Annotated in this window: 27 protein-coding genes and 1 pseudogene; 20 read left to right on the forward strand and 8 right to left on the reverse strand. The window is 61.5% G+C overall.

What is annotated here, in order from left to right:
- Positions 1 to 373: 373 nt before the first annotated feature.
- The 8 genes from P1U48_RS15155 to P1U48_RS15190 all read left to right on the forward strand — a co-directional run bounded on the left by P1U48_RS15155 (position 374) and on the right by P1U48_RS15190 (position 8,762).
- Positions 374 to 1,255 carry a recombinase family protein gene (locus P1U48_RS15155; protein ID WP_301070028.1) on the forward strand — a complete coding sequence of 294 codons (882 nt, stop codon included), beginning with the start codon at positions 374 to 376 and terminating at the stop codon, positions 1,253 to 1,255.
- 366 nt (positions 1,256 to 1,621) lie between these two features.
- Positions 1,622 to 2,821, forward strand: a complete 1,200-nt coding sequence (repA, locus tag P1U48_RS15160) for a plasmid partitioning protein RepA (RefSeq protein WP_301070029.1) — start codon at positions 1,622 to 1,624, stop codon at positions 2,819 to 2,821.
- A complete protein-coding gene (repB, locus tag P1U48_RS15165; RefSeq protein WP_301070030.1) occupies positions 2,821 to 3,789 on the forward strand; it encodes a plasmid partitioning protein RepB in 969 nt (322 codons plus the stop codon). Before repA ends, repB begins: the two co-directional genes overlap by 1 nt.
- A gap of 239 nt (positions 3,790 to 4,028) precedes the next feature.
- Positions 4,029 to 5,078 carry a plasmid replication protein RepC gene (gene repC, locus P1U48_RS15170; RefSeq protein WP_301070031.1) on the forward strand — a complete coding sequence of 350 codons (1,050 nt, stop codon included), beginning with the start codon at positions 4,029 to 4,031 and terminating at the stop codon, positions 5,076 to 5,078.
- A gap of 115 nt (positions 5,079 to 5,193) precedes the next feature.
- Positions 5,194 to 7,371 carry a ParB/RepB/Spo0J family partition protein gene (locus P1U48_RS15175; protein WP_301070032.1) on the forward strand — a complete coding sequence of 726 codons (2,178 nt, stop codon included), beginning with the start codon at positions 5,194 to 5,196 and terminating at the stop codon, positions 7,369 to 7,371.
- A gap of 100 nt (positions 7,372 to 7,471) precedes the next feature.
- Positions 7,472 to 7,945: a hypothetical protein gene (locus tag P1U48_RS15180; protein ID WP_301070033.1), complete on the forward strand. Its 474-nt coding sequence runs from the start codon at positions 7,472 to 7,474 to the stop codon at positions 7,943 to 7,945.
- A 386-nt stretch (positions 7,946 to 8,331) separates the two neighbouring features.
- The gene (locus tag P1U48_RS15185) at positions 8,332 to 8,496 is read left to right on the forward strand and encodes a hypothetical protein (RefSeq protein WP_007803240.1); all 165 of its coding nucleotides are present in this window, start codon (positions 8,332 to 8,334) and stop codon (positions 8,494 to 8,496) included.
- 20 nt (positions 8,497 to 8,516) lie between these two features.
- Positions 8,517 to 8,762: a hypothetical protein gene (locus tag P1U48_RS15190; RefSeq protein WP_301070034.1), complete on the forward strand. Its 246-nt coding sequence runs from the start codon at positions 8,517 to 8,519 to the stop codon at positions 8,760 to 8,762.
- 199 nt (positions 8,763 to 8,961) lie between these two features.
- Here P1U48_RS15190 and P1U48_RS15195 read toward each other — a convergent pair whose 3' ends face one another.
- Together P1U48_RS15195 and P1U48_RS15200 are read right to left on the reverse strand one after the other, a co-directional pair.
- A complete protein-coding gene (locus P1U48_RS15195) occupies positions 8,962 to 10,329 on the reverse strand; it encodes an ATP-binding protein (RefSeq protein WP_301070035.1) in 1,368 nt (455 codons plus the stop codon).
- Positions 10,326 to 10,985 carry a response regulator transcription factor gene (locus P1U48_RS15200; protein ID WP_301070036.1) on the reverse strand — a complete coding sequence of 220 codons (660 nt, stop codon included), beginning with the start codon at positions 10,983 to 10,985 and terminating at the stop codon, positions 10,326 to 10,328. Before P1U48_RS15200 ends, P1U48_RS15195 begins: the two co-directional genes overlap by 4 nt.
- Positions 10,986 to 11,130: 145 nt before the next feature.
- Here P1U48_RS15200 and P1U48_RS15205 point away from each other — a divergent pair, with 145 nt between their 5' ends.
- The 7 genes from P1U48_RS15205 (at position 11,131) to P1U48_RS15235 (ending at position 17,110) form a co-directional block, all read left to right on the forward strand.
- On the forward strand, positions 11,131 to 11,463 hold the full coding sequence (locus P1U48_RS15205; protein ID WP_301070037.1) for a PepSY domain-containing protein: 333 nt from the start codon (positions 11,131 to 11,133) through the stop codon (positions 11,461 to 11,463).
- Positions 11,456 to 12,109 (forward strand): cytochrome b/b6 domain-containing protein, encoded by a 654-nt coding sequence (locus P1U48_RS15210; RefSeq protein WP_301070038.1) that lies wholly within the window; start codon positions 11,456 to 11,458, stop codon positions 12,107 to 12,109. The genes P1U48_RS15205 and P1U48_RS15210 overlap by 8 nt, the downstream gene beginning before the upstream one ends.
- A 148-nt stretch (positions 12,110 to 12,257) precedes the next feature.
- On the forward strand, positions 12,258 to 12,860 hold the full coding sequence (locus P1U48_RS15215) for a hypothetical protein (protein WP_301070039.1): 603 nt from the start codon (positions 12,258 to 12,260) through the stop codon (positions 12,858 to 12,860).
- A gap of 179 nt (positions 12,861 to 13,039) precedes the next feature.
- A complete protein-coding gene (locus tag P1U48_RS15220; RefSeq protein ID WP_301070040.1) occupies positions 13,040 to 13,420 on the forward strand; it encodes a PepSY domain-containing protein in 381 nt (126 codons plus the stop codon).
- 38 nt (positions 13,421 to 13,458) lie between these two features.
- A complete protein-coding gene (locus P1U48_RS15225; protein WP_301070041.1) occupies positions 13,459 to 13,929 on the forward strand; it encodes a DUF2271 domain-containing protein in 471 nt (156 codons plus the stop codon).
- Between the two features lie 12 nt (positions 13,930 to 13,941).
- Positions 13,942 to 16,149 carry a PepSY domain-containing protein gene (locus tag P1U48_RS15230; RefSeq protein WP_301070042.1) on the forward strand — a complete coding sequence of 736 codons (2,208 nt, stop codon included), beginning with the start codon at positions 13,942 to 13,944 and terminating at the stop codon, positions 16,147 to 16,149.
- Positions 16,130 to 17,110, forward strand: a complete 981-nt coding sequence (locus P1U48_RS15235; RefSeq protein WP_301070043.1) for an FAD:protein FMN transferase — start codon at positions 16,130 to 16,132, stop codon at positions 17,108 to 17,110. The genes P1U48_RS15230 and P1U48_RS15235 overlap by 20 nt, the downstream gene beginning before the upstream one ends.
- 30 nt (positions 17,111 to 17,140) lie before the next feature.
- Here P1U48_RS15235 and P1U48_RS18225 read toward each other — a convergent pair whose 3' ends face one another.
- Positions 17,141 to 17,311 (reverse strand): DUF924 family protein, encoded by a 171-nt coding sequence (locus tag P1U48_RS18225; RefSeq protein ID WP_366142908.1) that lies wholly within the window; start codon positions 17,309 to 17,311, stop codon positions 17,141 to 17,143.
- Positions 17,312 to 17,478: 167 nt separating this feature from the next.
- On the opposite strand from P1U48_RS18225, the gene P1U48_RS15240 reads away from it, so the two are divergent.
- The 5 genes and pseudogenes from P1U48_RS15240 (at position 17,479) to P1U48_RS15260 (ending at position 21,338) form a co-directional block, all read left to right on the forward strand.
- Positions 17,479 to 19,383 (forward strand): cation-translocating P-type ATPase, encoded by a 1,905-nt coding sequence (locus P1U48_RS15240; RefSeq protein ID WP_301070065.1) that lies wholly within the window; start codon positions 17,479 to 17,481, stop codon positions 19,381 to 19,383.
- A gap of 416 nt (positions 19,384 to 19,799) precedes the next feature.
- A pseudogene (locus P1U48_RS15245) lies at positions 19,800 to 20,197 on the forward strand (single-stranded DNA-binding protein).
- Between the two features lie 107 nt (positions 20,198 to 20,304).
- Positions 20,305 to 20,601, forward strand: a complete 297-nt coding sequence (locus P1U48_RS15250) for a type II toxin-antitoxin system ParD family antitoxin (RefSeq protein WP_366142909.1) — start codon at positions 20,305 to 20,307, stop codon at positions 20,599 to 20,601.
- Positions 20,579 to 20,890: a type II toxin-antitoxin system RelE/ParE family toxin gene (locus P1U48_RS15255; RefSeq protein WP_301070044.1), complete on the forward strand. Its 312-nt coding sequence runs from the start codon at positions 20,579 to 20,581 to the stop codon at positions 20,888 to 20,890. Before P1U48_RS15250 ends, P1U48_RS15255 begins: the two co-directional genes overlap by 23 nt.
- 10 nt (positions 20,891 to 20,900) lie before the next feature.
- Positions 20,901 to 21,338, forward strand: coding sequence for a hypothetical protein (locus P1U48_RS15260; RefSeq protein WP_301070045.1), 438 nt, complete (start codon positions 20,901 to 20,903; stop codon positions 21,336 to 21,338).
- A 335-nt stretch (positions 21,339 to 21,673) separates the two neighbouring features.
- Here P1U48_RS15260 and wrbA read toward each other — a convergent pair whose 3' ends face one another.
- The 5 genes from wrbA to P1U48_RS15285 all read right to left on the reverse strand — a co-directional run bounded on the left by wrbA (position 21,674) and on the right by P1U48_RS15285 (position 26,832).
- On the reverse strand, positions 21,674 to 22,267 hold the full coding sequence (gene wrbA / locus P1U48_RS15265) for an NAD(P)H:quinone oxidoreductase (protein WP_301070046.1): 594 nt from the start codon (positions 22,265 to 22,267) through the stop codon (positions 21,674 to 21,676).
- 47 nt (positions 22,268 to 22,314) lie between these two features.
- Positions 22,315 to 23,223 carry a pirin family protein gene (locus P1U48_RS15270; protein WP_301070047.1) on the reverse strand — a complete coding sequence of 303 codons (909 nt, stop codon included), beginning with the start codon at positions 23,221 to 23,223 and terminating at the stop codon, positions 22,315 to 22,317.
- 120 nt (positions 23,224 to 23,343) lie between these two features.
- A complete protein-coding gene (locus P1U48_RS15275; RefSeq protein ID WP_301070048.1) occupies positions 23,344 to 24,330 on the reverse strand; it encodes a glutathione S-transferase family protein in 987 nt (328 codons plus the stop codon).
- Between the two features lie 459 nt (positions 24,331 to 24,789).
- The gene (locus tag P1U48_RS15280) at positions 24,790 to 25,716 is read right to left on the reverse strand and encodes a LysR family transcriptional regulator (protein WP_301070049.1); all 927 of its coding nucleotides are present in this window, start codon (positions 25,714 to 25,716) and stop codon (positions 24,790 to 24,792) included.
- Between the two features lie 153 nt (positions 25,717 to 25,869).
- Positions 25,870 to 26,832, reverse strand: a complete 963-nt coding sequence (locus tag P1U48_RS15285; RefSeq protein WP_301070050.1) for a pirin family protein — start codon at positions 26,830 to 26,832, stop codon at positions 25,870 to 25,872.
- Positions 26,833 to 26,837: the final 5 nt, after the last annotated feature.

Consider the following 26,837-nt stretch of genomic DNA (forward strand, 5'->3'; position numbering starts at 1 on the left):
AGCGCTTCAGTTTCAGCTTACTGCTTCAATTGAAATCGGGAACTAAACGCGACACCATAGGTCGTCTTCAGACGTCTCTTCAAGCCCCTCCGTATCCACTAGAGGATCGTCAAAACGTTCATCTTTCATAGAGACTTGAGGCTTCATATATGCAAAATATGGCACTTTTGCATTTTACCCAAGGGTTTTATTTGGGTGCGCCCACACTCCTTATATGGCACGCGCGCGCGGTGGTCTGCGAGAGATCTCTGATCGTGTTCAGCGTATGGAAGCTAAGGGTTCCCTGCTGAACAGCGCCAAAGTGCACGCCCTTGCATTCGTTTACAAATGGTCGTTTAGTGGTGATATATGAAACTGCAAACGGTCCATTTTGATGCCCTTAATCGGCTACGCCCGCGTCTCGACCGAAGATCAAACCCCCCTGCCCCAGAGCCAAGCCCTGAAATCCGCAGGCTGCGCCGAGATCTTTGAGGAGCAAGGCTCAGGCGGCAATCGTGCGCGGCCGGTGCTGGCGCGAGTGCTGGAGAGGATCGGCAAGGACGACACGCTCGTCGTGGTCCGCATTGACCGCCTGGCGCGTTCTTTGTCCCATCTACTCGAGGTGATCGAACGGTTGGATGCCAAGGGGGCCTTCTTTCGCTCGCTGCTGGACCCAATCGACACTGCGTCCCCGCAAGGCAAATTCACGCTGCAGGTATTGGGCGCGGCAGCCGAGTTCGAACGCGCGCTGATCCGTGAGCGTACCAAAGCGGGCCTGGCCAGCGCCCGCACCAAGGGACGCGTCGGTGGGAACCCTGGTCTGCGAGCCAAAGATCCTGCAGCGTTGCGAAAGGTTCGTCTGGCGCGCCAAGATGGATATATGGAGCGCCTGAATGAGACAGCTCAGGATTGGGTACCCCATGTCCGCCGGTTGCGCCCGGACATGGCCTGGGAAGATGTGCTGCGCATCGTAAATGCCCCCCTGCCCGAAGCGCGGCGCTGGACGCAAAGCCGCCTGTTGCGTGCCGTGAAGGCCTACGTGCGCGACGGCTTCCTGTCTGAGGCCGTTCTTGGCCGTGCCGGGCGACGCGAGACCAACGACCGCCTGCCGGCAGTCGTCGCCGCCATCAAGGGAGCAGACCCTGATATCACGCTACAGGCGATCTGCGCCCGGTTAGAAGCGATGCGCGAACGCACGCCGCGCGGGCGAAATGGCTGGCAGCCTTCATCCGTCAAGATACTGTTGGAGCGCGCTGTGAAGCTGGGGATGCTGTAGTCAATAAATTATAGATGTTCGTCGAGCCACAGACGACATCATGTTTCCAGAATCATCCCCGCCTAAGCCACGAAATCTCGGATTTCTCAACAAAGAAGGGGGGTTACGGTGTCGCCGGGTCATTTTTTTGGTGCAGGGCGTATCGTGGTTAGCAATCATTTTATATATTACTATCAATGCCTTAATTCCTATTTATGCGCGAACAGAGGGTTGTTGCTGTGGATAACTTATACACCACATCTAGATTCTTCTTGCCGGATGCGCGCGTTCATGGCATTTCCATTCTGACGGCGAAACGCGTCAGGCGTACTTTTGATCGTCAGAATGAGAAAGAGCCTTCGAAAAGGCCACGAGAGGCGGCAGAACATGGATGATCGTAACGCTGGATATGCGCAAGGTATAGGCTCATCTGATATTGGAGCCTTCGCGGACAACCTAGCCGAGTCGCTCGATCGGCAGATGAAAATCGCGTTCGAGCCCGAAGAGCGCAAGTCTTTGAGACGTTTTAGTTCGACTGAGGTCGCGAGTGTGCTCCGCGTCAGCACATCAAACCTGCGCAATCGACATAAAGACGGGAGCTTCCCCGACGTTCACACCGATAATCGCGGCCATAGGTTTTACAGCGCCGAGGAAGTAGATACTCTGCGCGAAATCCTCGGTCGCACCGGAAAGAACGCGGACGCCTATCGTCCCGGGCGGCGGGAGGGTGATCGCCTCCAAGTGATTTCGGTGGTCAACTTTAAGGGTGGGTCGTCCAAGACGACGGCGACAATTCACCTAGCGCAACGTTATGCTTTGCGTGGCTATCGAGTGCTCGTACTTGATCTGGACCCGCAGGCCAGCCTGACTACTTTCTTTGGCTTCCGACCTGAACTGGAGTTCGCGGACGGCGGCACCATTTACGACGCTTTGCGGTATGAAGATCAGGTTCCGCTCTCAGAGGTCATTCAGAAGACCTACTTTCACAAGCTCGACATGGTCCCGGCTGGGTTGATGCTTTCCGAGTACGAAACCGAGACAGCAAATGCACTTGCCCGCAGGGCCCAACCGATCTTCGCAGAACGCTTGGCTTTGGCATTGGAAGAGGTCGATGCCGACTACGACATCGTTCTGATCGATTGCCCCCCTCAATTGGGCTTTTTGACATTGACGGCACTGTCTGCATCGACGGGCCTTCTTGTCACGGTCGTCCCGGGTATGCTCGACATTGCTTCAATGAGCCAATTCCTCAAGCTGGCATCCGAGACAATAAAAGCTGTCGAAGAGGCCATTGCGAGACGCGTCACATGGGACTTCGTCAAGTTCCTAGTCACACGATATGAGCCGTCCGACGGTCCTCAGACACAGATGGCCGGATACCTTCGATCCATTCTAGCAGGGCAAGTCATGACGGAACCGATGCTGAAATCCACCGCGATCTCCGACGCCGGCATGACACAACAGACCATTTACGAGGTTGATCCGAACCAGCTCATCCGAAAGACGCTCGATCGTGCGCTGACGAGCATAAACAGCGTCGCTGATGAGCTGGAGCAAACAATTCAGATGGCATGGGGGCGTCGCTGATGGCTCGCAACATCTTTAACCAGCCTCCGAAAGAGGATTCCGAAGTCACGGCTTCACCCCCTGCCCCGGCAAAATCTTCCAGACTTCCAGGATCCGTCGGCGGGTTGCGTGACTCCTTGCGCGAGATCACAGCCAATTCGATTCGCGACATTGATCCTGACCGGATTGACATAGACGGCTTGCGAGACCGTCTCGTGCTTGAAGACGACAGTATAAATGAGCTTGCCGAAAGTATTCGAAAGCATGGTCAGCAAGTGCCTATCATGGTCCGCCCTTCGGACCAGCCAGACAGGTATCGTGTCGTTTACGGTCGCCGCCGACTCGCTGCCATCCGAAAGGTTGGAGGGACAGTCAAAGCGATTGTGCGAACGTTGGACGACGACGCGTCCCTGATCGCGCAAGGCCAAGAGAACAATCTCCGACTGGACCCCTCTTTCATCGAGAAGGCTCTATTTATCAAAGAGATGCAGGAAGCAGGATACAAGCCAGGTGTCATTCAGGACGCTTTGGGCCTTACACGCCAAGGCGTCTCAAATCATCGCGTGGTGATCGAGCAATTGCCAGACGAACTAATCCGCCTCATTGGGCCGGCACATGGCATCGGTCGGCGCCAATGGGGGGATCTGGCCGCGCTGTCTAAGAAAGCTCCCTTGATGGACATCGCAAGGGAGACGCTCTCCTTGGTGAAAAACGATACGCCAAGCCCTGAGAAGTTTCAGGCCGTCTTCGATTCGGCCTCCAGCAAGGCGCGTGGTGTCGCTAAGCGAAAGACCCCAAGTCAATCCAGTGTGGTCAGAGATGAAAGCGGCGCTCCGCTTGCCATGCTTGCCATCGATGGTCGATCCGTCGCCATCAAGATCACGCGGAAAGATAACCCAGAATTCGGCCAATGGGTCGAAGAGAACGCCGAGGCAATGCTTCGCCAGCTCTTCGACCAATGGCGGAATGAGAGAGGCTCGGGGTCCTGACCCCGGCTACAACGAGAAACACGAGCAGAGGAGAGAGACGAAGGCCAATAAGAAAAGAGCCCCCCAAGGTTTCCCCCGGAGAGCCCTCATCATCAGTTTTGCACCTATGATGTAGCAATCTCCAACAATGCGGTCAAGAGTCACCGATTCGGTGGACATCTTTTTATTGCCTTTTCACGCACCAACTTGCGGGAAGAGATGGGGAAGTTGTGGGCAAAACAGCCCTCGTTCATAGAAACATGACATTCACAAAACTGTCCATCAAACGCAGCGAGGCTTACCAAGCCATCGGTGAAGCAACATCTAAGACTGAAACTGACGTCTGGGTCATCTTCAGGGCTCTCAGAGACTCACACACCCAGTTTGGGCTTCGGCCAAACCACATGCAAACACTCCAAGCCATGCTCAGCTTTCTAAAGCCAGGCCAGGGTGAAACAGTGTTTGCCTCCAACTTTGAGATCTGCCGCCGTGTCGGAGGTATTGATGAACGAACTCTTCGCAGACACATTGATCGCTTTCTCGAACTCGGCTTCATGACACGCCACGACAGCCCAAACCGCAAACGGTATCGTGTTCGATCCTCAGACGGCCAATGCATCAGCTACGGGCTGTCTCTCTCTCCTTTGATCGAACGTGCGAACGAGCTCATGGCTATGGCTCAAGAGGTAGAAAATAGACGCCGTGACTGTATCTTTGTTCGCAAACAAATCCTCACAAGACTTGCCCAACTAGAAGAGTTTTGGCCTGAAAGCACTTTTCCATCAGAGGTCAGGAAAACTCTTAGAAGGAAGTTGTCTCTGGCTGAGTATCACGCATTGCTCACTAAGGCAGAGGCTGAATGTGATCTGATGTCCACCGCGGTGGACGCACCCAAAGCAACCTATTTGTCCGCCAATGACGGACAAGTTGACCGGCATCATTCTAAGTCAATAAAAGAAGATAAAGATTTAGAAAGAGCGGAAAAACCGGAAGTCAGGACTTTGACCTCAATATGCAATCAGGCAACGGCATTCGCTACGAACACGCTTAGAACATGGGAAGACGTAGAACATCATGCGCAGACGTTGGCACCAATGATGGGAATACACGCCTCGACTTTCGAAAAAGCTAAGAAAGCCATCGGTGGTCAAAAAGCATCCAGCGCGATCTTCATTATGCTTCAACTCGGCAATCGCATTCGAAACTTTGGAGCGTATTTCCACAGCATTACACTTGGCAGACGCGTACATCAGTTCAACCCATCTCTCTTACTCGAAAGACTAGCAAACTCAGAAAGGGCACACGCATGATGTCCACCGCGGTGGACATTCTCCAATCGCTTAGAGGAAGAGAGTGGCTGTGAAGGGTTTGACGGGAAGTGAGATCGGGAGAGTGGCTTCCGACGCCCGTCGTGGAGAAGAACTGATGGCAAAAGTAACCCAGAAAATCATCCTGTCCCCTTCCCGGGATATCCCCTTTGACAAGCTCGTGCTGAGCCAGTCCAATGTGCGACGCATCAAGGCTGGCGTATCCGTTGATGAGTTGGCCGAGGACATCGCCCGCCGCGGCCTACTGCAGAGCTTGAGCGTGCGGCCTGCCCTGGCGGATGACGGTACCGAGACTGGCAGGTACGAGATCCCGGCCGGTGGTCGGCGCTTCCAGGCACTGTCGCTGCTGGTTAAGCAGAAGCGTTTGAACAAGAGTACGCCTATTCCCTGCATCGTGCGGGACGCGGGCTCTGACATCCTCGCCGAGGATGACTCTCTTGCGGAAAACATGCAGCGTGTTTCTCTGCACCCCCTAGACCAGTTCCGTGCCTTCGTGGCGCTGCGCGAAAAGGGCCAGGGCAATGAGGAAATTGCGGCTGCCTTCTTCGTCACGCCGCAGATCGTGAAACAGCGGTTAAAACTCGCCTCCGTCGCCCCTGCCCTGCTCGAGGCCTATGCCGAGGATGGCATGACGCTGGAACAGCTGATGGCCTTCACTGTGAACCCAGATCAAGACCGTCAGGTTCAGGTCTGGGATGTGATCAATTCTTCCTGGAACAAGGAGCCCTTCCAGATCCGACGCATGCTCACCGAGACCTCGGTCCGGGCGTCGGATCGTCGTGCGGTATTTGTTGGTGTCGACGCCTATGAAGCTGCTGGCGGCACGATGCTGCATGACCTCTTCCAAGGCGACGACGGCGGCTGGCTTGAAGACCCTGCGCTGCTCGATCGCCTAGTGACGGACAAGTTGCAGGCCAAAGCTGAGACGATCGCTGTCGAGGGCTGGAAGTGGATCGAGGTGTCGCTTGATCTCCCCTATGGCTACAGCCATGCGCTGCGGCGATTGGCCGGTGATCCTGCGCCGATGACGGATGACGAGGGCGCGGCCCATGCCAAGCTGCTGGCCGAGTATCGGGCGCTGGAAGAGGAATACGCTGGCCAGGATGAATTCCCCGAAGAGATCGACACTCGTCTCGGCGAACTCGAGCAGGCGATGGAGAAACTTGAGATCCGGCCGCTGATCTTCGATCAAACAGAAGTCGTGCGGGCAGGGGCTTTCGTCACGCTCGACCGTTACGGTGAACTCGCTGTCTACCGGGGCTATGTGCGTCCTGAGGATGAGCTGCGGATCGAGACCGCGGTCCAAGACGGGATCGATCCAGCGGCAGCGGGGCAGGGGGATGAGCTGACTACCACGGATGGCAATGGCAGTGATGCTCATGGTATTGTCGGGACCATCATCACGTCGGGTGGTCAGCCCTTTGAGGTTGGTCTGGCGGATGACGAGGATGATGGCACGTTGAAGCCATTACCCGAGCGGTTGGTCATGGAACTGACAGCGCACCGGACCTTGGCGCTGCGGGAGGCCGTCGGGCGCTCTCCTGACGTCGCGCTGACGCTGCTGCTTATGAGGCTGGTCACCGACACGTTCCAATCTACGGGTGCGTCGGGAGGCTGCTTGGAGGCTTCGGTTCGCCAAGTCTATATGTCCGCGCAGGCTGCCGATCTGAAGGACAGCTCAGTAGCGCAGGCTGTGGACGAGCGTCACGCCGCCTGGGAAGCAGAACTGCCGCTTGGCGACGATGCGGCCCTCTGGGACTATCTGACGAACCTTGATCAGGCGAGCCGCCTGTCGCTGTTGGCCCATTGCCTCAGCTTCGGGATCAATGCGCTGCATGAGAAGGTGAATCCCTATGGTGCGGGTATCTCGGCTAATGGTCTGACCCGGCGCATGGTGCAGGCGGATATCGTGGCACAGGCAGTCGATCTCGACATGGTCGAGGCGGGCTGGGAGCCGACGGTGGACACCTATCTGAACCGCGTGCCCAAGGCCCGCATCATCGAGGCCGTGCGCGAGGCCAAAGGGGAAGGGACCGCTCAGCTCCTTGATCATCTCAAAAAGGGCGAGATGGCGACCGAAGCCGAGCGACTGCTGAAGGGCAGTGGTTGGTTGCCCGAGGTCCTGCGCCGCGGCGATCTGGTGGTACTGGACGGCGAGGACAGTGTGGAAGGGCAGGGGGCGGATACGGCTGATAGCGTCAGTGACTCTGACCTTCCTGCTTTCCTGACAGACGATCTGCCTGCCGATAGCGCGTCGATGCTCGCTGCTGAGTGAGATCAACCAGCCGGGGGCGGGTACTCCCGCCCCTGATCACCATATAAATTAACTATATCAATAGGATGAGTGCGATTTCTCGCATTCGGGAAGAGGAATCATGTCTGCAACAACGATCATCGACACAGCACCCCTCGGGGCGCTCATTCGTTACACCGACGGCAGCCCCAAGCCTCCCTCACGCTTCACCAAGAAGCTGGCGGCCTGGGAACGCTCGAACGGAATGGGGCGCCTTGTAAAGAAGGAACCACCGCGCCCCTATCCGACGTGGACAGCTCCAGCGACGTTTACGCTCCACGAAGGCAACTTCGCCTCTGACGGGGTTATCCTCGTCACCATCATGCGCAGTCACTCGGCTGACAGCACCTTGGTCTTTGAGGTGGCAGAGAAACCGAGAGCCGGGCAGGTGCGCGTCTTGCTGGATTTCGGCGGCAACACGGAACTGCTGCATTTGGCCGAGTCGGTCACGGTGGCCGAACTCTGGATCGCCAAGGAGGGCTATCGCAACGCGCGGCTGGAGATCGTCGGCGAGGACGACAGCGATAGGGCAGGGGGCACGGAGATCGCTGCCTGAGCCCACATAAAACCAGAGGGGCCTACCGAAGGGTGGGTTTCTCACCCATCACAACCCTGTCCTTTGAATTCGCGGGACACCAAGGATCCATCCCCAGGAAGGAGGTCTTCAACCAAGAGCTTGGCCGGAAGGCGGGCGGGGTGCCAAGCATCAGCGGTACAACCGGCTCCAGTCGTCAGGGGACCATCCCCCGCTCGCCATTCCCTTCCTTGCCCCGAATCCCGTCTTCGAGATCAACCCGCGAGGGGTCGGACTACGGGCAAGCCCGTGCCGCCGGATGGATTCGGGCAAGCCGAACGCACCCGGTGATGTCAGCCAGTATTCGGGCCTGCGGGGTCCTGTCGCGCGGGGGATGGTCCCCCGCCTCCAAGACAGGAGCCAAACAGATGTCCCGCAAAGATGCACACGCCTTCGCCGCCTCCCTCGCCGCCACGCTCATGGTCTCGATCGTCGTCTTCCAGGCAGGGGATGGAACCTTTGGCGCCGTCCCCGCCGATGAAATCGACGGCGACGAGGTCGTGATCGTATCGGAATACGATCCCTTCGGGTGAGGCCTCTGGCCTCACTTTCCTTGGGCCCGGGTACGGCGTGGATTTACCTCCGGGCCTATATCGGTGCCAGTGCGCCGCTTCTCAGCGACATCCGGGAGGACCTGTTCAGCTGCTCGCAGGTCTTTTTTGTGTGTCAGCCCAAGACGGTGCAGGACGCGGCCGAACGCCGAGCGGTGTATCTCGATGCCATGGTTTGCCCTGAGTTCGCGCACCAGCGCATCGAGTGTCAGATCGCCCTGCGCCGCAATCCGCTCCCGCACCCGTAGGGCCACTTCCGCCAACTTGCGACGCCACTGATTACCCCGGCACTTTGCCTTGAGCTGCCGGTCTGGTTCCGCAACTTGATCATTTCAGATCAGACCGAAACGGAATCCTGAATCAGGTCAGGGACGACACGCTCTAGATGCAAAGCGATTAGGCCGTGATGCGCGATAAGACGCGAAGCTGCTGATGGACCATCTTTTGTCACGTCTTGGGCATCGCATCTCCCGCGACGGAATGCGGAACATCTGTAGGTAACCGAATGGAGGCCTGGAAACCAGAAGACTCACCCGGACGCGGTGACTCAAGATTGAGCGGGCTTCCGATCCGGTCCGCGATGGCCGCGACGATGGCGAGGCCGAGTCCGCTGCCATCGGTTCTCGTATTTGCCCGCTCGAAACGCGCCGTCAGGCGGTCGAGGGTGTCGCGCAACAGCACGGGACCGTCGTTCGCCACGATGAGCTGCCCGTCCAGCGTCACGGTCACCTCGACCGGGGCGGTCTCCGCCCCATGGCGCAGGGCGTTCTCCACTAGGTTTCGGCAGAGGATAGCGAAGGCATCGGGGTCGATATCGGACAGGACGGGAGTGTCCGGCAGGGTCAGCGCGATCCGGTCCATCGCACCCGTACGTGCCAGATCATCCACCACGACACGTGCGACGGGTCTGAGATCCGTGTTTCGGTCCGTTCGCAGTCGTCCGCCTTCCGCCCGCGCAAGTTGCATGAGGCGTTCCGACATCCGCGTTAATCGCTTGAGCGTCGCTTCGATCTCCGCGGCGCGCGCGTCAATGGCCGGATCATGGGTCTCCGACCGAAGCCTCTGCGCCTGCGCGATGGCGCCTGCCAGCGGGGTCCGCAATTCGTGCGCGGCGTTCGCCGCAAAGCTGCGTTCGGCCTCAAACGCCTCGCGCAACCTTTTCAGAAGGTTGTTTAGGGTTGCGGCCAGCGGTCCGATTTCTGCCGGCAGGTCGTCGGCGGGAACTTCGGACAGGTCGCGGGCGCTGCGTGCCTCGAGCCGTGTGCGGTAGCGGCGCAGGGGGGCGAGGCTGAAGCGGACGGCCAGGATGATTGCAGCGAGTGCGACGGGCAGCACGACCAGCAGCGGCAGAACGAGGCCCATCCGGATTTCCCGCGCGACCGACGCGCGATGCGCAAGCGGCTCGGCGACGGTGATGCGGATTGTCCCCTGAAGGGCCGCGTCGCTGTAGAGGCGATGGGTGGCGGTCTGCTCAAACCCCGGCTCGTTGTAAGCCGGGAACACGGCGGGGTCCGCCGCATGGGATTGCAGCAGGACGCGACCCTCGGCGTCAGTGACCACATAGGTGAAGAACTCGTCGTGCTCGCGGATCGGCGCGAGCCTCTGCGTCACGCCCTGGTCTTCGCGGCCCACGATGTCGGTCACCGCCAGCGGCAGGATGCGCTCAGCGGTCTCGCGCAGGGCGGAGTCGAAAACCTCGTCCAACTCGCCCCTGACGATCACCGCCGTGACCGTCGCGGCCAGCAACCAGAGGATCGTCAGCACGAGGCCGAGAGACAGACCGAGCCGTGCCTGAAGGCTGCGTGGCAGCCTCACGACTTGCCCAGCCTGTAGCCCATGCCGCGCTCGGTCTCGATGACCGCGCTCCCGAGCTTCTTGCGCAGGCGACTGACATGGACCTCGATGGTGTTGCTCTCCACCTCGGCGCCGAAAGCGTAGAGCTTATCCTCCAGCTGCGGCTTGGACAGCAGTTGCCCCGGACGCGCGAGGAAGGCCTCGAACAGAGCCCATTCGCGGGCCGTCAGTTGAACCGGCTTGCCGTCGCGATGAATGCTGCGCGCGGCGAGGTCGATGTCCAGCGCGCCATGGGTGACGATGGGGTTGGGATTGCCGCTGTATCGCCGGGCAACCGAGCCGATCCGGGCCGACAGTTCGGACAGGTCGAAGGGTTTCACGAGGTAGTCGTCGGCGCCCGCGTTCAGGCCCTCGATCCGGTCCGAGACCTGGTCGAGCGCCGTCAGGATGATGACCGGCGTCACATCGCCCCGCGCGCGCAGGCCCTTGAGGAACCCGATCCCGCGCCCGTCCGGCAGCATGAGGTCGAGCAGGATCAGGTCATAGGACGCCCCGCGCAGCGCGTCGCCCGCCGCATCCAGACGCGTGACCCAGTCCACCGATTGGCCATCGGCGGCGATCTGGTCGCGCACGGCAGCGCCGAGAGTCGTGTCGTCTTCGATCAGCAGGATGCGCATGTCTGGTCCCGTTCTTTTCCCGATGACTCCCCATGATCCGTCTGGCTGACACGAAGCTGAAGCTGTTGGGCACGCCGCTTCAGGCTGCCGTCAGCTTCGCCGCGCATGAAGTGCATCAAGAGGCGTGCCACGCGGAGTTTGACGCATGAAGAAGACATTGACAATTCTCGGTTTTCTCGCGGTCTTCCCGGCCGGCGCCGCGTTGGCGGACGACGACTGCTTCGTCCCGATGGCCGATTGGCAGCCGCGCGACGCCGTTGCCCGGCTGGCCGAAGAGAACGGCTGGACGGTGCGCCGCATCAAGATCGACGACGGCTGCTACGAGATCGACGGCCGCGATACCGAAGGGCGCCGGATCGAGGTGACCGTCCACCCGGCGACGCTCCAGGTGATCGAGTTCGAATACGAAGACGAGGACAACGACAAACGCCGCGACAAGGACCGGGGCCGGGATCGGGACGGAGGCGACAATGACTGAGGCAACCACGCATGACGCCCCCAAGATGAGTGCCGGGTCGTCCGGCAAGGTCCGGGTCTGGGATCCGCTGGTGCGGATTTTCCATTGGAGCCTTGTCGGTGCCTTTACGCTCGCCTGGTTGACGGCAGACGAATGGCAGACCACGCATGAAATCGCCGGGTATGTCGTTGCGGGCCTCGTCGGGTTTCGCCTCGTCTGGGGTCTGGTCGGCGGTCGCTATGCGAGCTTCGCCCAGTTTCTGCAGGGTCCCGCAGCGACGCTTGACTATCTGCGAGCGATGTTCGGGCGGCGAGAGCGCCGGTATCTCGGGCACAACCCGGCCGGCGCGGCGATGATCGTGGCGCTACTTGTCACGCTCTCGGCCACCGCCCTTACCGGCTGGCTCATGGAAGACCCCGACCGCATCACGCTGCTACCTGACCTGCCTCAGATCGTGGCACCGGCTTACGCCGACGAGGGCGAGACGGGCGGCAGCGACAATGATGCGCTTGAAGAGGTGCATGAGGCACTCGCCAATCTGTTATTGCTGCTGGTGGCGTTGCATGTCGGCGGCGTCGTACTGGCGTCCTTCCGGCATCGCGAGAACCTCGCCCGTTCCATGATTACCGGCGACAAGCGCGCGCCCGGTCCCGGCGACATCGTCTGACCGACTTTCCCTTCGGCGCGACCTGGCCCCGCTCTCACCGGCGGGGCCTTTTCTTCCTGACGGCAAGCTGAAGCGGGAATCGTTGCTCCGTCAGGAAGCCCTCAGATGGGGCTGGCAGAGTGTTTGCATCAGTAGAGGAGAGGCTGTCATGCAAACAAAACTCATCATCGCCGCCGTCATAACGGCGCTTGCCGTGCCTGCGATCGCGGCTCCGAATGAAACACCCTATGCACTGAGCGCGGTACACGCCGACAATCAGGGCCAGCTTGAACGGATCACCGGAAGGTCCGACGAAATCGGGGCTGCCGCTCGCGCTGCCGCCGACCTCTTGAAGCCGCACAATGCAGCGCAGGAGCGGCTGGTTCTGCCCATGCTCGGTTGGGCAGAATCTGCGACGACTGGAACGGTACTACCGACGGCGATACCTGATCGGAACAGCTTGGAAGCCGAGTTGTCGCAGCTCTACGATGGCGACGTGGACTTGGTCACCGCTCTGGTCGATCTCTACGCAGCGGCAGAAGAAGCGGGGGATTTAGAGACCGCGCGTCTTGCCGAACGGATGATCTGGCACGAGACGAACGATGTCCAGTTGCTGTATCCGGCGGCGCTTCTCGTCCATACTTCTATGACGTCGCGGGACGGGACTACTGGACCGATGGGAATCAGCCTGGAACCTGGTCCGCTCTACGGCGAACATCCGATGCCGATGATGGGCGTCGGGGACCCGCACCGGCCGCGTTCCGGAAACTGAGTCCAGCGGCGGCAGGCGTCGTCGGGACGGAATCCTACGTCCGGCCCGATCTGAGAAGGCCGGCTTTGCGCCGGCCTTTTTCTTCCTGACGGCAAGCTGAAGCGGGAATCGTTGCTCCGTCAGGAAGTCCTCAGGTCGGCTCTCCAGATTGTCCTCAGCAGACCAAAGGAGACCCTGCCATGAAAAAGACCCTGACCGCACTTGCCATTCTCGCACTGCTGCCTGCCGGCGCGGCGCTCGCCGATGACGACGATTGCTCCGTGCCCCGCAGCCAATGGCAGCCGCGCGAGGCTGCGATGCAAGTGGCCCAGAAGAACGGCTGGACCGTGCGAAAGTTCGAGATCGACGATGGCTGTTACGAGATGGAGGGCCGCGACGCGGCCGGACGGGAAATCGAAGTGAAACTCGATCCGGCGACGCTCCAGGTCGTCGAGATGGACTACGAGGATGACGACGACGACCGCGGCGGCGCTCCCAATCCCACGCCTGCAGGCACCGCCCAGCCGCCGCAGAACGGCCTCTTCGGGAACGGCGCGCCGCCGAAGGTTCAGGTGAACTGAGCCGCTCCGAACCAACCTCCCGAACAAGGATGAACCTGATGAAATCACTACTCGCAACGCTGGCGCTCACCACGGCGCTGACGCTTCCCGGTCTCGCGATGGCGCGACCGGTGACGCTCACCACGACCCTCAACAACTATGGCGGCGACGGGGCCTATCTCGCGCTCTATGTCACCGACGCCTCGGGCGCCTATGTCGGCAGTCTCTGGATGGCCGGCGGCAAATCGAAGTACTACGAGCATCTGAGCGATTGGCACCGCGCCACCGGCGGCGACACCGCACAGGTGAACGGCATCACCGGCGCCAGCGTCGGCGCGGGCCGGACGCTGGAGATCACCCTCGATCTGGCCGACGCGCTGTTCGATGCGGGCTACACGCTCCACATCGACGCCGCCGTCGAGGACATGCGCGACAGCCCGAACGAGGTGGCGGTACCGCTCACGACCGATGGCGCCGGCACGCCCGTTCGCGGCCGCCGCTACGTCGCCAGCTTCGCCTACGACATGTGAGGAGTGAGGGCCATGATCCGTGCACTCCATCGCTGGCCGGGTCTTCTGGCCCTAGCGCTCGTCACCGTCCTTTCGCTGAGCGGCGCGGCGCTGTCGGTCTTCCCTGCGGCCGAACGCATCGCCGCGCCGCAGGTGGAAGCCGGTCTGACCGTCGCCACCCTCGCGGACCGCATCCAGGCGGTCTATCCGGGCGTCGAGCAGATCCGCCGGTCGCCATCGGGTCGGATCACCGCCTACTGGTTCGACCAAGGCACGCCCGGCGCCGCCGTGATCGATCCGGCGACGGGTCAGGGTGTGGCCTCGGCCGATCCGAACCAGACCCTCCGCTGGCTCACCAACCTGCATCGCTCGCTGTTTCTCGGGGACGGGGGTCGCATCGCCATGGCGACGGGGGCTTTGGCGATGCTGGTCGTGTCGCTCTCCGGTGCGGCGCTGGTCGCGCGGCGGGTCGGCGGCTGGCGGCACTGGTTCACGCCTCTGCGGGGGCCGCTTGCCGGTCGGCTGCACGTCGAGATTGCGCGGATTGCGGTGATCGGCCTCATTCTGTCGTCCACCACAGCTTTGTGGATGACGGCCTCGACTTTCGATCTTCTCCCTGATGACGGCGCAGCGCCAGTCTTCCCGGCCGAGCTGAGCGGTGAAACGGGGTTTGCCCCTGATCAGATGACGACCTTGCAGCAGACGCCCGCCGCCGAACTGCGCGAATTGAGCTTTCCCTATCCCGGCGATGCGACGGACGCCTTCACGCTGAAGACCGACCGGGGGACTGGGTATCTCGATCAGGGCAACGGAGCGCTTCTGGCCTGGGCCGACCTGACCGGGTGGGAGCGGGTCTCGGAAACCATCTACATGCTGCACACTGGACAGGGCGCGGCGACGCTGGGGCTGGTGCTTGGGCTGATGGCGCTCGGCGTCCCGGCCATGGGAGCTACCGGCCTTCTGATCTGGCTCGCGGGACGGCGCGGGCGGCCCCGCATCCGGGGCAATCAGCCAGTGGGCCGGGCCGAGACGATCCTGCTTGTCGGCAGTGAGGGCGGTAGTACCTGGGGCTTCGCCGCAGCGCTCCACGCCGCGCTGTCGCAAGCCGGGCAGAGCGTGCATGTGGGCCCGATGTCGGACTTCGCCCCTGAGCGCTATGCAAAGGCCGAACGGATCATCCTGCTTGCTGCGACCTATGGGGCCGGCGCGGCGCCGGCCTCGGCCAAGGGGTTCCTTGATCGGCTGAGCGCCCTCGATCGCGCGCCCGACATCCCTCTGGCCGTGCTCGGCTTTGGGGACCGCAGCTTCCCAGCCTACTGCGCCTTCGCCAAAGCTGTCGTGACGGCAGCCGGGGCGAAAGGCTGGCCCGAACTCATGCCGCTCGACACGATCGACCGTCAGTCGCCGCAGGATTTCGCGCGTTGGGGCCGCGCGCTCGGCGAGGCGCTTGGGATCCCGCTGGAACTCTCGCACCAGCCCGTCCTGCCGAAAACCGAGACGTTGACCCTCGTCTCGCGCCGGGACTACGGTGCCGAGGTGCAGGCCCCGACGGCGATCCTGCGCTTCGCCCTGCCGCGCGCAACGCTCTGGCAGCGACTTACCGGGGGAGGGTTCGCGCGCTTCGTGGCCGGTGACCTGATCGGCATCCTGCCCGAAGGCAGCGTCGTACCGCGGCTTTACTCGCTTGCCTCAGGCCAGCGCGACGGGTTCATCGAGATCGTGGTGAGGAAGCATCCCGGCGGTCTTGCGTCCTCCCAGCTGACCGCACTGGAGCCCGGCGACACCGTGACCGCCTTCCTCCGCCGCAACCCCGGTTTCCGTCCGGGCCGGAGCCGCGCGCCCGTGATCCTGATCGGCGCGGGAACCGGCGTTGGGCCACTTGCGGGTATCGTGCGCGGCAACGCGCGCCAGCGGCCGATCCATCTGTTCTTCGGTATGCGTCATCCGGATAGCGACTTCTTCTACGGGGAGGAATTTTCCGCCTGGCAGGAAGAAGGGCGGGTGACCCGGCTGGTCACGGCCGTCTCTCGCGGGGCGCGGCCCCACTACGTGCAGGATGCTCTGCGGGGCGAGGCCACTCAGGTCGCGGATCTCATCCGCAATGGGGCCCGCGTGATGGTTTGCGGTGGACGCGACATGGCGGCGGGCGTGGCCGATGCGCTGGCCGAGATCCTCGCGCCAACCGGGCTCACGCCTGCGGTGCTGAAGGCGGAGGGGCGATATGTCGAAGATGTCTACTGAAATGGTGCGCCACGCTCTGAATGGCTCGACCATGGGCACGCGCTGGTCGGCGATGTTCTTCGCGGAACTGGGTTTCGACGCGAATGCAGTTCAAGGTGCATTGCAAGCGGCGGTTGATGAGGTGGACGCGCAGATGTCGACATGGAAGCCTGAGAGCGACCTGATGCGCCTCAACGCGGCACCGGTGGGCGAATGGGTGGCCGTTCCCGCGCGCCTCGAGCAAGTTCTTCGCCTCGGTCTTGAGATTGGGCGCGCCTCGGGCGGGGCCTTCGACATCGGCATGGGGGACGCGGTGACGGCTTGGGGCTTCGGGCCGGAGGCCGCCGCGGCCGAGGGCATCAGCGCTGCAATGGCCGCCACGCGCCGCCCGGCGCATGAGGTTCTGGGGATCGACGGCGACCAAGTGCGCAAGTCCTCGCCTATCGCACTCGATCTCAACGGCATCGCCAAGGGTTATGGGGTCGACCGGCTGGCCGAGACCTTGCGCGACCACGGGATCGCGGGCGCCCTCGTCGGGATCGACGGTGAAATGCGCGCGCTCGGCCTTCGGCCGGACGGAAAGGCGTGGACCATTGCGGTGGAAGCGCCTGACCCGGAGCGCCGGGCTCCCCATTCGATCCTCGGGCTGCAGGACGCTGCCGTCGCGACCTCCGGCGACTACCGCCACTGGGTCGAGGTGCAGGGACGACGCCTTGCGCACACGATGGACCCGAGGCGCGGCGCGCCGCTGATCGCTTCGCCGGCCTCCGTCACCGTCGTCGCCCGCACCTGTGCCGAGGCCGACGCTTGGGCGACGGCCCTCATGGTTCTCGGCTCCGAGGCGGGCGCGACGCTCGCAAGAAGACGCAGGCTCGACGCCCTGTTCCTCCTGCGCAATGATGACCGCAGCACAAGGGGCGTGGGAGTTGGACGACTTTTTCCCGAAGAGTCAGCGGCAATCGCCTCAGCAGAGGGGAGATGAGCCACGTGGAAACAACCCCTACCGATCGCTTCATGAGTGCGCGTGAAGATGCGGAAAGTCGCCGTTCTTCAGGAATGCCACTTCTGGCGATGTTGAATAAGGGTTCAGTAGGGAATTGCGATGCGGATAACGGCCTGAACATCCGATCGCCCGTTTTCCGTTATGGGCCTGCCGGACCCGCGTCAGGGAAACTCTTACCATATGCGCCGCCACGCATACTCGCGAACCAATGTGGTCTTCGTGGCTGCGCACCCCGTGCCACAACGTTTACTGGTAGCCGGGTGACCGATCATGATAGCTGACTCTTACTTTCTTGTTCCAGCATTCGGGTAGATATTGTGAAAAAGCTGTTCGCTGCAGATCGTGCGATGGTGTTGACGGGCCTGACGGTCCTCGGGATGCTTCTGGCGGCTCTCGCTCTCTGGCCACTGCGGGACATCGCAGCCCAACGCGTTTCCATGGTCGGTCTGCTGCTCGTATATCTGGCCGGGGGGGTGCCTGCGGCGTGGCGGGCGCTTGTGGCCCTGTGGAAAGACCGCATTCTGGATATTGATTTGCTGATGGTTGTCGCGGCCATTGCGGCCGCAGCCGTTGGCGCACCCTTTGAGGGTGCGGTGCTGCTGACGCTGTTCAGCGTTTCGACAACCCTGGAAGAGCGCGCACTCGGACGCGCGCGCCGCGCTGTCGAGGCCCTGATGGCGCTGCGCCCCGAGACCGCCTTGCGAAAGGCAACCGACGGCACGATCATGGAAATTCCCGCCGCCGATCTGAAGGTCGATGACATCTTCGTACTGCGGCCCGGCGCGCGCGTGCCCACCGACGGGGTGATCACTGCCGGGCGTGGAGCGCTGGACGAGGCGAATATCACTGGTGAATCCATGCCCGTCAGCAAGCAGCGGGGCGCAAAGGTGTTCGAGGCAACGGTCAACCTTGACGGAGTGCTGGAAGTCGCTGTTACGAAAACGGTCGAGGAAAGCACTGTCGCGCGGATGATCGCTCTGGTGACCGAAGCGCAGGCGGAAAAGGCGCCGTCCGAGCGTTTCAGCGAATGGTTTGGACAGCGGTATACGATTGCGGTTCTACTCGGCGCCATTCTCGCCTTTGCCGTCTTCATCAGGCTTGAGAATGACTGGCACGAGGCGCTTTATCGCGCGGCAGTGCTGCTGGTGGCGGCAAGCCCCTGCGCCATCGTGATTTCGGTTCCCGCCGCAATTCTGTCCGCACTCTCGGCGGCGGCACGGGGGGGCGTGCTGTTCAAAGGAGGGGCTGCGCTCGAAACGCTCGCCGCGGTCGATACCTTTGCTTTCGATAAGACCGGCACGCTGACCACAGGCAAGGCAGCGGTCACCAAGGTCGTTGCGCTTGATGGCAATGAGGAGAAATTCCTGTCCCTTCTGGCCGGCCTCGAAGCCCAGTCGGAACACCATAGCGGCGCGGCGATCCGGCAGGAAGCGGCCGATCGCGGGATCACGCAAGCCGAGGTCGAGAATGTCGTCGCGCTTCCAAGCGAGGGTATCACCGGCGACAGGGCAGGCGAAACCTTATGGGCCGGCAATCCGCGCATGGCGGCGCGGATGGGGGCCGGGATCGACCATCCGTCCCTAACGGCGCTGGCCGAGGACACGCAGACGGTCATCTACTTTGGCCAGGATTCCAGACTACTCGGTGCAGTCAGCCTCGCGGATCAGACCCGCCCAAGCTCCAGACCCGCCCTTGCGGCGCTTCGCGAGAGCGGCGTTACGAAGATCCTCATGATGACGGGCGATAGAAGGCCGGTCGCCTTGCGCATAGGCCGCGAACTCGGCTTCCAACCCGACGAGATCCACGCCGACATGCTTCCCGAGGACAAACTGCGTATGATCGGCGCGCTGGCGGCCAAGGGCAGGGTCGCTTTTGTCGGAGACGGGGTCAATGACGCGGCAGCGCTCGCGCGGGCCGATGTGGGGATTGCGATGGGCGCGGCGGGGTCGGAAGTCGCGCTTCAGGCCGCAGACGTCGCGCTTTTGTCGGAAGATATGGGGCAACTTGCCGAGGCGCATAGGCTGGCGCGCCGGACCGCCACGATCATCCGTCAGAACCTGATCTTTGCTATGGGCGCCATGGCCGTACTTGTTCTGGGCGGGCTGTTCTTCGATCTGCCCTTGCCTTTGGCAGTGATTGGCCATGAAGGGGGTACTGTTCTTGTTGTGCTCAATGGCCTGCGGTTGCTCCGCACACCCCGTCGGAATGCCGAAACCAAAATGCCTGAGAATGTGGAAGCGGTCGCCTCTTGAAAGTTCAGCAGGCGCTATCGTTAGCCCGTCGCAGCAGAGCCCTGCGACTCCCAGCAGGCGTGGTAGGGGTGACGGAAGTCTGTGCTTGGCATTTTCAGCCGCTAGTCGGATGCTGGACTTGGGTTCACGCAGTCCCGACTGGGCAAGGTGACAGGGTCTCGCATGTGCTCCCCGCGCCTCTCTGTCCTCTGGGCCATCCCTTCGACTGACAATCCCCTAATCCCGTTCGGTCTCCTGCGCGCAACCCCGCGTCAGCCCGGGCCGTGTTGGCCGCCTATGGCGTCCTGCCCGCACCACCCCGGTCCTTTGGGGGTTTCCGGTGTCCGTTCAGTCCACCGTGCACGCATCACCCGACGGGCTTTTTCCGGGTCTTGTCGAAGGGACGGTCCCGAAGACAGGAAACACAGGAGCTAATCATGCAGAACATCGTCATCCTCGCCGGCAACATCGGTCAGAAACCCGAAACCCGCACCACCCAGGGCGGCACCAACATCACCAACTTCAGCCTCGCCACCTCTCGCCCCCGCCTCTCGGAAGGTCGCGTCCTGCGCGACGAGAACGGCTACCGGGTCATGGACACGGAATGGCACCGCATCACCTGCTTCAACGGTCTCGGCAAGACGGTCACGGAGTATTGCGAAAAGGGCATGAAGGTCCTCGCCCACGGCCGTATCCACTACAGCAAGTGGATCGATAGCATGGGCATTGACCGCTACGGCTGCGAGATCATCGCCGAAACTTCCTTAGCCCCCCGAAGTCGACCGAGGGTCAAGACCCCGAGCTGGTCGACCGCGACGACGAGATCCCGTTCTGAAGAACGGTGTCTCCCCCTTCGGCCCGGCGGGACAGCCCGCCGGGTACAATGCGCGCCGTAAACGGTTAGGTCCAGCCTGGTGGCGCTGGCGCACTTATTGACAAACTTTGGCAATCTATGCCATCTTCATCAAAAAGGAGATCACGACCATGGCGACGATGAATGTCTCATTGCCTGATCCGATGAAAACCTGGGTCGAGGCGCAAACCAAGGATGGGCGCTACAGCAACGCCAGTGACTACGTGCGCGATCTGATCCGCCGGGATCAGGACCGCCACCGCGCCATTGCTGAGCTGCAGCAGCTCGTCGATGAGGGCATCGCCAGTGGTCCTGCGCGGCATTTGGATGTCGAAGCATTCCTTGCCCGCAAGCGAGATCAGAATGCCGACACCAACGGTCACTGAATACCGACTGTCTCCCGCAGCATTGAGCGATCTGGACGCGATCTGGGATTACACCCTGCGCATCTGGTCTGTCGGCCAGGCTGAAACCTACATCCGCGCCATTGCCAGTGATATGTCCCTGCTGGTCCGACACCCTGAAATCGCGCGCGAACGGCTCGAAATTCGCCCACCGGTGCGGGTGTACCGCTCAGGGTCCCATCTCATCATCTATCGGATCGAAGACAGCTGGCTGGACGTGCTGCGTATTGTGCATGCGCGGCAAAACTGGACGGCCTATCTCAACGAATGATCCTGTCCTTGTGTCCCACAAGCCGACAGTCGACATTTATCTTCCATATGAGGATTTGACCATGAAGCCCGCTGACGAAGACCGCATCGCGGCCAAACTTGCGAAGATCATGGCTATGATCTGCATCCGCAATTCGCGCCTCGAAGACCTGCACGCAGGCACGGTGCCGATAACCAGGACGGGGGATTATTCCGATGTCCTCGTGATCGATGCCGAGGGCCGCGAAATACCATGGCTTGAGGCCGCCCATATCGACGACGCCCAGATGGCAAGCCTGATGCGGGACATCGTCAACCGCCTGTTCACGTTTCACATGAAGAGTGACGATCCGGGTTTCCGTGAGGATCTGGATCGCTGGATGGCTGTCGCTGGTAAATGGGACGATCCGGTGCTGGATCAGGCCTTCCTTGATGCGGTGGCCAGCTTGAGGTCTAGACCCAACAATTAGACCAGCACCCGGTGTCCCTGTACCTGTGCCGGGCTGCGTGCCGACATGCGGTGCTTCGACCTCGGCCTGCGTTTGAGAGCGTAGCCGCAGCCGGGTGGTGCAGACCGCCGATATCCGATCGAGGCGGCGCGCGACAGACCCGACCGGTTGCAGTTGATCCTGCCGAAGGGTAAAAAACTGCTGAACTTACTTATTTGTGCAAAACGACATTAAGGGCTTCGCAGCAGCAGCCTTCTTGTCCCACGAACTGATATGCATACAGCATATGACCGGTTTCGCGGGCGGTAGGGCGCTCTGGTTCGCGCCCGGATATCGCCCGCGATCTGCCGTCTCGATCAGCCGGTGATCTTTGTGGTCATCTCCACGAGGCGCTTGGCCTGATGAGCCACTGCCGCCTTGCCGGCATCGTCAAAGCCATTGGCGTTGGTCGAGAAGCCGTAGGGGTTGCCGCCAGCGTCAAAAATGGACTGATCGGTAAAACCCGGCGCGACAATGATGGCGCCCCAATGCATCGCAGTGGTGTACAGGCTGAGTATGGTCGCTTCCTGACCGCCATGCGGATTCTGGGCGCTCGTCGTGGCCGTAAAGGTCTTGTTGGCCAGCTTGCCGGCACCCCACAGTCCTCCCAGCGTATCAATGAAGGCGCGAATCTGGCTGGCGGCCACGCCGAAACGGGTCGGTGTCGAGAAGAAATAGCCGTCGGCCCATTCCATGTCGTCGGCCGTCGCTTCGGGGATATCGCCCATCTTGTCCAGCTGCGCTTTCCAGGCGTCCTGGGTTTCGACAACCTCTTTCGGGGCGGTCTCGGGAACGCGGCGAAGGCGGACATCCGCGCCTGCATTGCGGGCGGCCTCTGCCGCCGCCAAGGCGACGGCATGGTTGGTTCCGTAGGTCGAGTAGAAGATAATTGCGATCTTGGGCTGTGCCATAGTCTTTTCCTTTTCAGTTGGTTGGTATTGCGTACCGTGCGGCATCCTCACGCTTGCTTTAGGAAGGTGCCGTTGTTCAGTTCAAAGATTGCCTGCCGTAGTTCTTCTTGGGTGTTCATCACGATGGGGCCATGCCAGGCGACGGGTTCCTGAATCGGTCTGCCGGTCATCAGCAGGAAACGAATGCCATCGTCGCCCGCCTGAACCGTGATCTCGTCGCCAGACCCGAAACGGACCAGCGTGCGGTTGCCGGTCTGATCACGGATATTCAGCTCTTGCCCGCGATATTCCTTTTCGACCTTGATGCCGACAGGATCGCTGGTATCGCGGAACGTGCCGGAACCGGCAAAGACATAGGCCAGCGCATTGGCCCGCGTGTCCACCGGAAGCACCTTGCGCCGACCGGCGGGCACTGAGACATCGAGCAGCATCGGGTTCGCCGCGATCCCGTCGACCGGGCCGGTCTTGCCCCAGAACGAGCCAGTGATCACCTTGACCACCGTGCCGTCGTCATCGCCCTCGACGGGGATGTCGCCGGCGGTAATGTCCTGGTAGCGCGGCGCCGTCATCTTGAGCGACGCGGGCAGGTTGGCCCAGAGCTGGAAGCCGTGCATCTGGCCCTTGGCGTTGCCCGCAGGCATTTCCTGATGCACGATGCCCGATCCCGCGGTCATCCACTGAACGCTGCCCGGGCCAAGCAGGCCGCGGTTCCCAAGCGAATCGGCATGTTCGACCTGACCGTCCAGAACATAGGTGATCGTTTCGATCCCGCGATGCGGATGCCAGGGAAATCCTTTGGAATAAAGCCGTGGGTCATCGTTGCGAAAATCGTCCATCATCAGAAACGGATCGGTCAACGACGGATCGCCGAATCCGAATACGCGCTGCAGATGTACGCCCGCACCTTCCAGTGCGGGTTGTGCTTTGCTGGTGGCTGCGACCGGTCTGAACGTCATGGGAGGCTCCTTTGCTCTTATACATCCAAGATGGGCCTTGGAGGCGAAATCGTGATTGGCGAGGATCTGACAGCCGCTGTGCGATAACGCGCAGATCCAATGCCGCGCAAGCAGGTGCCGTCAGCCGACCGCGCGCAGGGTGACGTGATCGCGGTCATGCGCGCGCGAAAAATCCGGCTCGCCGCCCTTGGGAACGATCTGCGTCGGATTGATGGTCCGCTGGCTCACATAGTAATGTTGCTTGATGTGCCAGAGACTCACGGTCTCGGCGACACCCGGCTCCTGGTAGAGGTCGCGGACGTAATTCGCCAGGTTCGGATAATCCTCGATCCGGTGCAGATTGGTCTTGAAGTGACCGTGATAGACCGCATCGAACCGGACCAAAGTGGTGAACAGCCGCCAGTCGGCCTCGGTCACGCGGTCACCCAGCAGATAGCGTGAGCGGCCCAGCCGGGCTTCGAGCGTATCGAGCGCGTCGAACAGCTGGTCGAAAGCGTCTTCGTAGGCCTGCTGCGTTGTGGCGAAACCGGCACGATAGACACCGTTGTTGATGCGCGGGTAGACGAAGTCGTTCATGGCGTCGATTTCAGTGCGTAATTCTTCGGGGTAGAAATCCAGCCTGTTGCCCGTGATATGGTCGAAGGCGCTGTTGAACATGCGGATGATCTCCGAGCTCTCGTTGCTCACGATGGTCTGCCGCTTTCGGTCCCACAGCAAAGGCACCGTCACGCGGCCAGTCATGTCGGGCACGACGCTGGTGTAGACTTGGTGCAGGAATTTGTGATCCCCGATCGGATCGGGGTCGGCGGGGTCGAATTCCCAGCCGTTCTCGAGCATGTGCGGATGCACAATCGTCAGACCGATCAGGTCTTCGAGTCCCTTGAGCTTGCGGAAGATCACCGTGCGATGGGCCCAGGGGCAAGCCAGCGACACATAGAGGTGATACCGACCCGCCTCGGCCTCGAAGCCGCCCTCGCCGCTTGGGCCAGGGCGGCCGTCGCGGGTGATCCAGCTGCGGAAACGCGCATCCTCGCGCTCGAATTTCCCGCTGCTCTTGCCGGTGTCGTACCAGCGGTCTTCCCATTTGCCGTCGATGAGCAGGCCCATTTTCATTTCCTCCGATGCATTCTGTTGCTTAGCATGTGGGTGAAACGGGGGCTGAGGCAAGTTGATCTCTGCGCAATTGACTGACGCGCTCAGCGCAACAATCCGTTTTTTATTTTCCATATTATGCTCCAAATCATCGCAATTGTTGCGTAAACTAACGCAAATATTGCAAAATCACCCGGCAATCCCCGCGTGGCAACTTCCGTGGGTCAGGGTGCAACTTTACTGCACAGATCGCAGCCTTATCCGCACGGCACGCATGGCAACGGGCAAAATTGGCACAACGTTACGCAAAATTGCTGCGCCTGCCGGGCGCGTATTTCCGTCCCTCATCTTTATCGTGGCTGGATGGGCCGGATTAGCTGTTACGAAGGCACCGCCGGTTACATCGAAACTATCAACATGCCCTGAGAATTTTTGCTGCGGCTCATCGCATTGCGAAGTCGGCGGCGGCAAATGCTACACCACCATCCGACCGCTCATGTCGGGGAAGGCGCGAACCTGTTCCTCGATGAACCCCGTGAAAGCTTCGACTTTCGCGGGGAGCATCTCGTATGGGGGATAGAAGGCCGTCAGCCAGATCTCAGGTGGCGTCCAGTCCGTCAAAATCCGGCGGAGCGTGCCTGCGGCCAGTTCATCACGGACAAGGAAATCCGGCAACATTGAAACGCCCCCGTTGCCGAGGGCAGACGCGACGATCAATTCGCCGCTGTTGCTTTCAAAGCCATGACGAACCGTTGCCGAACGGACCTCGCCGGTTCTGCAATGCGTCAGTTTCCAGCTTTGTCCGCCGGGGAAGTGGCTGTATCCAAGAATGGCGTGTCCGCCAAGATCTTCGGGCTGCTCAAGCGGCGGAGCCGTCTCAAGGTAACCGGGGCTGGCGACGATCGAGCGGCGGATGGGCATGATCTTGCGCCAGATGGTCGAGACTTCTTCCGGCGGCCCCGAGATACGCAATGCCATGTCGAACCCTTCCTCGATGATATCGATGAAACGGTCGGTCAGGTGAATCTTGAGCAGAACCTCGGGATAGCTCTCGCGGAACCCGGCGAGCACCCGCGGAAGGAATCTCTGCCCGAACGAGACAGGTGCCGACAGGCACAGCTCGCCCGATAGCGTGGCGTGTTGCTGATTGATCAGTTCATCCGCGCGGTCCAGGTCGGCCAGAAGCGTTTGCATCCTCTCCAGATAGAGCCGCCCGGCCACGGTGGTTGAGACCTTGCGCGTTGTCCGCACCAGAAGTTGCGCGCCAAGCTCGTCTTCCAACTCGCTGACATAGCGCGTGGCAATCGTGCGCGTGACGCCGAGTTCACGCGCGGCCGCCGCAAATCCATTAAGCTCGGCGACCTTCACAAATACCCTGATACGTTCGATTTGCCCGGCCAAAAATCAGCCCCCCATCCCTGGCCCACTATCGGGCGCATTCCTTTTTCTTGCGTTGCCGGGCAACCTCGAGACCGGCCGCTTTGCGGGGGCGATTGCGCATCGCGCAGTTGACGTATTTGCAGCATCCCGGCGATCGCCGTGCACACCTCACCCCTACTGATAAAACACGCCGCCGAGCGCCCTTCGTGGTTTGGTGTTCGTCTCGGGGAGCGGAATGAAGTCGGATTCATCACCAGGCACAGTGTCAAAGCGACCCCGCCGCCATTCCTCTTGGGCCTGCTCGATCCGTTCCTTGCGCGACGAGACGAAATTCCACCAGATCCAGCGCGGCCCCTCCATCGGCTCGCCGCCAAACAGCATGATACGCGCGGCACTCTTGGCCCGCACGACGATCTGGTCCCCCGGCCTCAGCACCAGAAGCTGGGCTGGCGCAAAGGACTGTCCCGCCACGTCGATCTCGCCCGAGATGGTATAAATGGCACGCTCGGTCACGGACGGTTCGACGGCAAAGCGCGCGCCGGGGGCGAGCTGGACATCGGCGTAAAGTGTTTCCGATGCCGTCGCGAGCGGGGACCGCGCCCCGAAGGCCGCGCCGGCGATCAGCCGCGCCTTCATTCCGCCCTCTTCGATTATCGGCAGGGCCTCTGCGCCGTGATGGACGAAGGCCGGATCGCCTTCCTCCTGCGCCTCGGGCAGCGCCACCCAGGTTTGAAGGCCGAAGAGGCGCTGGCCCTGTCGGCGCCGCTCCTCATCGGTGCGCTCGGAATGGACGATGCCGCGCCCCGCCTTCATCCAGTTGACGGCGCCCGGCTCGATCTCGCGATCCGTGCCAAGGCTGTCGCGGTGCCGAATGCGGCCCTCGAACAGATAGGTGACAGTAGCCAGATTGATATGCGGATGCGGGCGCACGTCGATTCCCTGATCGGTCAGGAATTCCGCCGGTCCCATCTGGTCGAAGAAGATGAACGGACCAACCATCTGCCGCTTGGTCGATGGCAGGGCACGGCGCACCTCCAGCCCGCCGAGATCGACGGCGCGGGGAATGATCAGCGTCTCGATCGCATCAACTGTTTCCGGTTCACCAAGCGTGGGATCGGGGCAGGGGCTCCAGCTCATGATTG

Source organism: Pseudooceanicola sp., assembly GCF_029213205.1.
GTDB lineage: Bacteria > Pseudomonadota > Alphaproteobacteria > Rhodobacterales > Rhodobacteraceae > Pseudooceanicola.